The following is a 7,146-nucleotide window of genomic DNA, read 5'->3' as shown; positions in this document are numbered from 1 at the left end:
TATCAACATATCTGGCGTTGACTTTTGGCACGCTGTTGAGTTCTCAAGGAACGGTCGCTTCCTTTGTACTCACCCTCTCGGGCTTTCCTCCGGGCGCTTCCCTTCGGTCTTGCGTTTCCGACTCTATCAGATCCTTTCGGCGTCTGATTCCCAGTCAGAGGGGGTTGTCTTCCCGGCTGTTGGGCCGTTCCGACGTCTCAAACCTTAGCGGATCCTCTCGGCGATTCCCAATCGGGCCGCTGAGATCCAAATCGAATTGAATTCGGGCACGCCGAAATCAACCCGGTTGGGAGATCGTGCTGATGGTTTGGGTTGCCGCTGCTGCGGCGGAGGCGCTGCCGAAGAACCGTTACGGCCCCGCGGCAACCCGAAGAACTTTACGGATCCCGGGGGAGCCTGTCAAGCACCCGCTGTCAAGATCTTTTAGTCCAGGTCGGTGAGGCGTCCGCTCGCGTCCGGCTGGGCGTGTTCCACCCTACGGAGCAGGCGGGTGAGGACCTCGCCCAGGGCCGTGCGCTCCTCGGCCGAGAGGTCCTGGAGGAGGTCCCCCTCGAAGACCGTCGCGAGGCGCATCGCCTCCAGCCACTTCTCGCGGCCCTCCCCCGTGAGCTCGACGATGACGCGGACCCGGTTGGACTCGTCCCGTTCCCGGGTCACCAGTCCTTCGGTCACCATGCGGTCGATCCGGTGGGTCATCGCGGCCGGCGTCAGGCCGAGGCGCTTGGCGAGTTCGCTCGGGCCCATGCGATAGGGGGCGCCGGAGAGGACGAGGGCCTTGAGGACCTCCCACTCGGCGTTGCTGATGCCGAGGGCGGCGGTCTGCCGGCCGTAGGCGACGTTCATACGCCGGTTCAGCCGGGACAGCGCCGAGACGATCTTCTCGACCTGGGGGTCGAGGTCCCGGAACTCTCGCTGGTACGCGGCGATCTGCTCTTCGAGTGTCGGCTCCGTGGCGCCGGGGGGCTCGGCCATGTGCGCAGTATCCCACGCCCCTCCTTTGCCTCTAAGTCCTTCACTATGTACTCTTTAGTTTCGAACTTTAGCTTTGAAGTCTTCACTCCTAAGCTCTTCGGAGCGGGGCTTCCATCAGATGAGAGAGGTGAACGTGACCAGGGCGATGGGCGCAGCGATGCGCCGGATCCACGTGGGCAACGCACTCAGCGCGTTCGGGCTCGGCTTCACCGTCCCCTACCTGTACGTCTATGTGGCGCAGGTGCGGGGGCTCGGTGCCATGACGGCGGGGCTGGTCCTCGCCGTGTTCGCCGTGGCCGCGTTGATCGTGCTGCCGTTCGCCGGGCGGGCCATCGTCCGGCGCGGTCCGCTTCCGGTCCTGATCGCCGCCCTGGTCACCGCCGCTCTGGGTGCGCTCGGCCTGGGGCTGGCGGGCAACTCGACCGCCGTGCTCCTCACGGCCGCCGCGCTCGGGGCCGGGCAGGCCGTGATGCAGCCGGCGCTGGCGACGATGATCGTGGACTGCTCCACCGCCGACACCCGCTCGCGCGCCTTCGCCACGCAGTTCTTCCTGCAGAACCTCGGGCTCGGCGTCGGTGGGCTCATCGGCGGTCATCTTGTGGACGCTACGCGCGTCGACTCCTTCACCCTGCTGTTCTCCATCGAGGCGGCGATGTTCCTGTCGCTGGTGGGGGTGATGGCGACGGTGCGGATGCCGCGCTCGCCGCGCATCGAGGACGCGCCCGCCTCTGCGGACCGGGGCAGCTGGAAGCAGCTGCTCGGCAACCGGGCCATGGTGCAGCTGTCCGTGCTGGGCTTCGTGCTGTTCTTCGCCTGCTACGGCCAGTTCGAGTCGGGGCTGAGCGCGTACGGCGTCGAGGCGGCCGGGATCTCCACGTCCGCGCTCGGGACCGCGCTGGCCGCCAACACCCTGATGATCGTCGTCGCCCAGTTCGCCGTGCTGAAGTTCGTCGAGCGCCGGCGTCGGTCCCGGGTGATCGCGGCCGTCGGGCTGATCTGGGCCGTGGCGTGGGTCGTGGCCGGGTACGCCGGGCTCGGGCACGGCAGCCGGGAGATGGCCACGGCCGCCTTCGTGTCGACGTACGCCCTGTTCGGGCTCGGGGAGGCGATGTTGTCGCCGACGGTCGCTCCGCTGGTCGCCGATCTGGCGCCGACGGGGATGGCGGGGCAGTACAACTCGGCCTTCGCCCTGGTGAAGCAGCTCGCGCTGGCCGTGGGTCCGGCGGTGGGCGGACCGATGGGGGCCTCGCTGCACGCGCCGTACGTCGTGACGTTCCTGCTGTTCTCGCTGGGCATCACCGTCCTCGCGCTGCGGCTCGGGCGGCGGCTGACCGCCGTACAGGACCAGCCGTGGCTCGCGCGGAGCCGGAGCCGGGTGGTCGCCCGGGGCGGGACGTCCACGGGGGCCGTGGCCGCGGAGGCCTGAGCCGGCGGCCGCCCTCGGGCGGTCACCGGCGCCGGGCGGCCGTCAGGGCGCGCCCTTCGGCAGGACGAATTCGCACCATACGGCCTTGCCGCCGCCCGGTGTCCGGCGCGAGCCCCAGTTCGAGGCGATCGTCGCGACGATCGCGATGCCCCGGCCCGACTCGTCGCCGGCCTCGGCGCGGCGGCGGCGCGGCAGGTGGTCGTCGCCGTCCGTGACCTCGATGATCAGGCGGCGGTCCGTGCGGCGCAGTCGCAGGCGCATGGGCGGGGTGCCGTGCTGCAGGGAGTTGGCGACCAGCTCGCTCGCCGCGAGGACGCCGAGGTCGTGCAGGTCGGTGGGGAAGCGCCAGCTGGTCAGGACGCCGGAGGCGAAGGCACGCGCGCGCGGGGCCGCTTCGACGCCGCCGAGGAGTTCCAGGGCGGCGTTGCGGAAGAGCTCGCTGTCGGGGCCGGTGCGGGCGGGGTGCTGGAGGACCAGGACAGCCACGTCGTCGTCGTGGTCGGCGGTGACCCCGGCCGAGCGGACCAGGCGGTCGCAGACCACCTGAGGGGTGCCAGTGGCACCGGACAGGGCGGCTTCCAGGGCCTCGATGCCCTCGTCGAGGTCGGCGTCGCGGCGCTCCACCAGGCCGTCCGTGTAGAGCACGGCCGTGGAGCCGGGGCCGAGCGGGACGGAGCCGGAGGCGTGCATCCAGCCGCCCGTGCCGAGGGGCGGGCCGGTCGGCTCGTCGGCGCGCTGGACGGCGCCGGTCTCGTCGCGGACCAGGATGGGGAGGTGGCCGGCGGAGGCGTACACCAGCCGGCCCTCGTTCGGGTCGTGGATGGCGTAGACGCAGGTGGCGATCTGGTTGGCGTCGATCTCCGCGGCGAGGCCGTCGAGGAGTTGCAGCACCTCGTGCGGGGGCAGGTCCAGGCGGGCGTAGGCGCGGACCGCCGTACGGAGTTGGCCCATGACGGCGGCCGCGCGGACGCCCCGGCCCATGACGTCGCCGATGACCAGGGCCGTGCGGCCGCCGCCGAGGGTGATGACGTCGTACCAGTCGCCGCCGACCGCTGCCTCCGTGCCGCCCGGGTGGTAGGTGGCGGCGATGCGCAGGTCGTCGGGCTGTTCGAGCTCCTGGGGCAGGAGGGAGCGCTGGAGGGTGACCGCGGTCTCGCGCTGGCGGCGTTCGCTGGCGCGGAGGCGTTCGGCGGCCTCGGCGTGGTCGGTGACGTCGGTGGCGAAGACGAGCACGCCCGCGTGGTCGGCTTCCGTGACCGGGGTGCAGGTGAACGTGTAGGAGCGGCCGTCGGGGGCCTTGCGGGACTTGAGGGTGCGGGGCTTGCCGCTGCGCAGCACCTGGTCGAGGAGCGGGAGCAGGCCCAGTTCGGCGAGTTCGGGGAGCGACTCGCGGGTGGGCTGGCCGAGGGGGCGCAGGCCGAAGGCGGTCACGTAGGCGTCGTTGATGTACGCGACCCGGTGGTCGTGTCCGTGCACCAGGGCGACCAGGGCGGGGACGCGGTCGAGGACGTCGCGGACGGGGAGTTCGTCCACGGCGGGCAGGTAAGCGGCCTCTTGGGTGAGTTGTTCGGCGCGGGCCGAGGGGACGGAGCCCGCGCCGTCGGCCGGGCGGTCCGGGGCGACCGTGTGGTCGATCCGCGCTGCCGCGCGGCGCTGCGTTCCGGGGAGCCGGGCGCTCCAGCGCGTGAAGTTCACGAATCCTTGCCGAGCCTCTTGGGTTCGAAGGGTGAGCGGACGCTCGCCCTGGGGCGGGGATCAGTCTGGCAGTGTGGCCTACCGGGGCGACATCCGTCAGACGCCCACCCGGTCCGTGGAGTTCCTGGGTCCGGTCAGGACGACCCCTTCGGGTCGTCCGCCGGATCGATAGGAGGCTTTCCACCGGCCGCGAGTTCGAACTCCGCTCGGGGATGTTCGAGCGAACCGAGCGAGACGATCTCCCGTTTGAAGAGGCCCGAGAGGGTCCATTCCGCGAGGACACGGGCCTTGCGGTTGAAGGTGGGGACCCTGCTGAGGTGGTAGACGCGGTGCATGAACCAGGCAGGGTAGCCCTTCAGCTTGCGCCCGTAGACGTGTGCCACGCCCTTGTGCAGACCGAGTGAGGCCACCGAGCCGGCGTACTGGTGCGCGTACGTCTCCAGCTCCTCGCCGCGCAACGCGTGCGCGATGTTGTCGCCGAGGACCCTGGCCTGGCGGACGGCGTGCTGGGCGTTGGGGGCGGTCTCCCTGCCGGGTTCCCCGGCCGTGACGTCGGGGACGGCCGCCGCGTCGCCGGCCGCCCACGCGTGCGTGGCGCCGTCGATCGTCAGCTGGGGGGTGCATTTCAGCCGTCCTCGCGCGGTGAGCGGGAGGTCGGTGGCCGCGAGCAGCGGGCTGGGTCTGACGCCGGCCGTCCAGACGATCGTGCGGGTCGGGAAGCGGGCTCCGTCGCTGAGTACGGCGATGCGGTCGACGCAGGACTCCAGGCGTGTGTTCAGCCGTACGTCGATGTTGCGGCGGCGCAGCTCGGTGACCGTGTAGCGGCCCATCTCCTCGCCGACCTCGGGCAGGATGCGGTCCGAGGCCTCGACGAGGATCCACTTCATGTCCTCGGCCTGGACGTTGTGGTAGTAGCGCGTGGTGTAGCGGGCCATGTCCTCCAGCTCGGCGAGGGCCTCGACGCCGGCGAAGCCGCCGCCGACGAAGACGAAGGTGAGGGCCGCGTCGCGGATGGCGGGGTCGCGGGTGGAGGAGGCGATGTCCATCTGCTCGATGACGTGGTTGCGCAGGCCGATGGCCTCCTCGACCGACTTGAAACCGACGGCGTGCTCGGCGAGGCCGGGGATGGGCAGCGTGCGGGAGATCGAGCCGGGCGCGAGGACGAGTTCGTCGTACGACAGCTGCTCGGCGCCCGTGCCCTCCTCCTCGGTGGCCAGGGTGGTGAGGGTGGCCGTGCGTTTGTTGTGGTCGATGGAGCGGACCTCGCCGACGACGACGTGGCAATGGTCCAGGACGCGACGCAGCGGGACGACGACGTGCCGCGGGGAGATGGCGCCGGCGGCCGCCTCGGGAAGGAACGGCTGATAGGTCATATACGGGTCGGGAGTGACGACCGTGATCTCGGCCTCGCCCCGCGCGAGTTCCCGTTTCAGTCTCCGCTGCAGACGCAGGGCCGTGTACATCCCGACGTAGCCACCGCCGACAACGAGAATGCGCGCACGTTCCTTCACCATCCCATGACGCACCCAGCTCTTGAGTTTGTCCACAGGCTCGACAATTTGTGTGACCGCGGGCCGGGGATCTCCGGAGTTGGCCGAATTGCCCGAGTGCCCGGAAGCAGCGCAGGTCAGCGGGTGTGCGCCGGGAGGACCGGAGGGGCGCAATCGGGACGTATACGACTCGTGCTCCGATCGGGGGGCGCTCCGTGCGGAACCTGCCCCTTCTGAATTGACCCCCTCTCAACTATGTTCGTGTGTCGACGGGGTGTAGGGGGATGCGCTTCATCGGATCGGAAGTCCGCGACGGGCGGGCCGACGTTCCTGCTCCTTCGCACGCTCCGGCTTTCAGTGGCGGGGAGAGTCTCCGGGGGGAGACGTCATTACCGGGGGAACGCTTATGCATGTTCAGGACTCTCATTGGTCGTCCGCGTCCGCACTCGCGGCCGGCGGCATGATGAGCGCGGCGGCGGGCAACGGACGCGGGGACCAGTCGCGTACGACGCCGCTGCGCGTGGACGCACAGCGCAATCTGGAGCACGTGCTGCGTGCGGCGCGCGAGGTCTTCGGCGAGCTGGGATACGGCGCGCCGATGGAGGACGTGGCGCGGCGCGCGCGGGTGGGTGTGGGGACCGTGTACCGGCGGTTCCCGAGCAAGGACGTCCTGGTGCGCCGGATAGCCGAGGAGGAGACCTCCCGGCTGACGGACCAGGCCCGGGCGGCGCTCGGGCAGGAGGACGAGCCGTGGTCGGCGCTGTCGCGCTTCCTGCGGACGTCCGTGGCCTCGGGTGCCGGACGGTTGCTGCCGCCCCATGTGCTGCGGGTCGGCGTCGCCGAAGAGCGCGACGGCCGGACCGTGTTCGACGAGGCGCGGGTGCCGCAGCAGCGGACCCAGCCGGGCGCCGGTGAGCTGCGGCTGGTTCCCGAGAGCGGTTCCTCGGGGAGGGTCGCGGACGACGACGCGGGCGCCTCGGCGCTGCTCGAGGTCGTGGGGCAGCTGGTGGAGCGGGCCCGGGCCGCGGGTGAGCTGCGGGCCGACGTGTCGGTGTCCGACGTGCTGCTGGTGATCGCCACCGCCGCGCCCTCGTTGCCGGATGCGGCGCAACAGGCCGCGGCGTCCGCGCGGCTGCTGGACATCCTGCTGGAGGGGCTGCGGTCCCGGCCGGTGTGACGGTCGCGGGTGGGCGAGCCGCCCGGCTGCCGGCCGGGTCGGGTTCCCACCCGCGCCATCCGTCGGCAGCCGGTGGTGCGTCGGGCGGTCGGCGCGGGAGGCGGGTCAATCCACCGGCACGGTCGACTCACTCGAAAAGGTGACTCCGAGGCGTGGGTGCCCTGCGGCCCGCGCCTCCTGCGTGCGCCGACACTCTGCACGGGACGTACCCGACCAATGGGGCATCCTGACCAACTGCCGTCCCGCGGAGATCAATTGAGGCTTCCCCGAACAGGTGAAAGCTAGTACTGGTACGCGGCAAGTCCCCACGGACGAGTGGAAGGACCACCCGGCAGGGGTCCTGAACAAAAGCCAATATGGCACTCTGACCCGGTGTTCGGGACCGG

5 protein-coding genes are annotated in these 7,146 nt (G+C 70.9%); 2 read left to right on the top strand and 3 right to left on the bottom strand.

Annotation, left to right across the window (positions count from 1 at the left end; genetic code table 11):
* Window positions 1-423: 423 nt before the first annotated feature.
* On the bottom strand, window positions 424-972 hold the full coding sequence (locus tag ACIGDI_RS41615) for a MarR family winged helix-turn-helix transcriptional regulator (RefSeq protein ID WP_399907831.1): 549 nt from the start codon (window positions 970-972) through the stop codon (window positions 424-426).
* Window positions 973-1,090: 118 nt separating this feature from the next.
* On the opposite strand from ACIGDI_RS41615, the gene ACIGDI_RS41610 reads away from it, so the two are divergent.
* Window positions 1,091-2,398, top strand: a complete 1,308-nt coding sequence (locus ACIGDI_RS41610; RefSeq protein WP_399907829.1) for an MFS transporter — start codon at window positions 1,091-1,093, stop codon at window positions 2,396-2,398.
* A gap of 42 nt (window positions 2,399-2,440) precedes the next feature.
* On the opposite strand, the gene ACIGDI_RS41605 is transcribed toward ACIGDI_RS41610, so the two are convergent.
* The gene (locus ACIGDI_RS41605) at window positions 2,441-4,093 is read right to left on the bottom strand and encodes a SpoIIE family protein phosphatase (RefSeq protein WP_399907827.1); all 1,653 of its coding nucleotides are present in this window, start codon (window positions 4,091-4,093) and stop codon (window positions 2,441-2,443) included.
* A gap of 134 nt (window positions 4,094-4,227) precedes the next feature.
* Complete coding sequence (locus ACIGDI_RS41600; protein WP_399907825.1) at window positions 4,228-5,607, bottom strand: NAD(P)/FAD-dependent oxidoreductase; 1,380 nt, start codon at window positions 5,605-5,607, stop codon at window positions 4,228-4,230.
* Window positions 5,608-5,989: 382 nt separating this feature from the next.
* Between ACIGDI_RS41600 and ACIGDI_RS41595 the strand changes: the two genes are divergently transcribed.
* Window positions 5,990-6,760, top strand: coding sequence for a TetR/AcrR family transcriptional regulator (locus ACIGDI_RS41595; protein WP_399907823.1), 771 nt, complete (start codon window positions 5,990-5,992; stop codon window positions 6,758-6,760).
* The last annotated feature ends 386 nt before the right edge of the window (window positions 6,761-7,146 follow it).

This window comes from Streptomyces sp. NPDC085900 (assembly GCF_044540925.1).
Classification (GTDB): domain Bacteria; phylum Actinomycetota; class Actinomycetes; order Streptomycetales; family Streptomycetaceae; genus Streptomyces; species Streptomyces gilvifuscus.
This window is presented reverse-complemented; position numbering and strand designations above follow the sequence as displayed.

What these genes read in the sequence shown, in the direction of transcription:
- ACIGDI_RS41615 (WP_399907831.1), bottom strand. Translation starts at nt 972, where the DNA reads ATGGCCGAGCCCCCCGGCGCCACGGAGCCGACACTCGAAGAGCAGATC.
- ACIGDI_RS41610 (WP_399907829.1), top strand. Translation starts at nt 1,091, where the DNA reads ATGAGAGAGGTGAACGTGACCAGGGCGATGGGCGCAGCGATGCGCCGG.
- ACIGDI_RS41600 (WP_399907825.1), bottom strand. Translation starts at nt 5,607, where the DNA reads ATGGTGAAGGAACGTGCGCGCATTCTCGTTGTCGGCGGTGGCTACGTC.
- ACIGDI_RS41595 (WP_399907823.1), top strand. Translation starts at nt 5,990, where the DNA reads ATGCATGTTCAGGACTCTCATTGGTCGTCCGCGTCCGCACTCGCGGCC.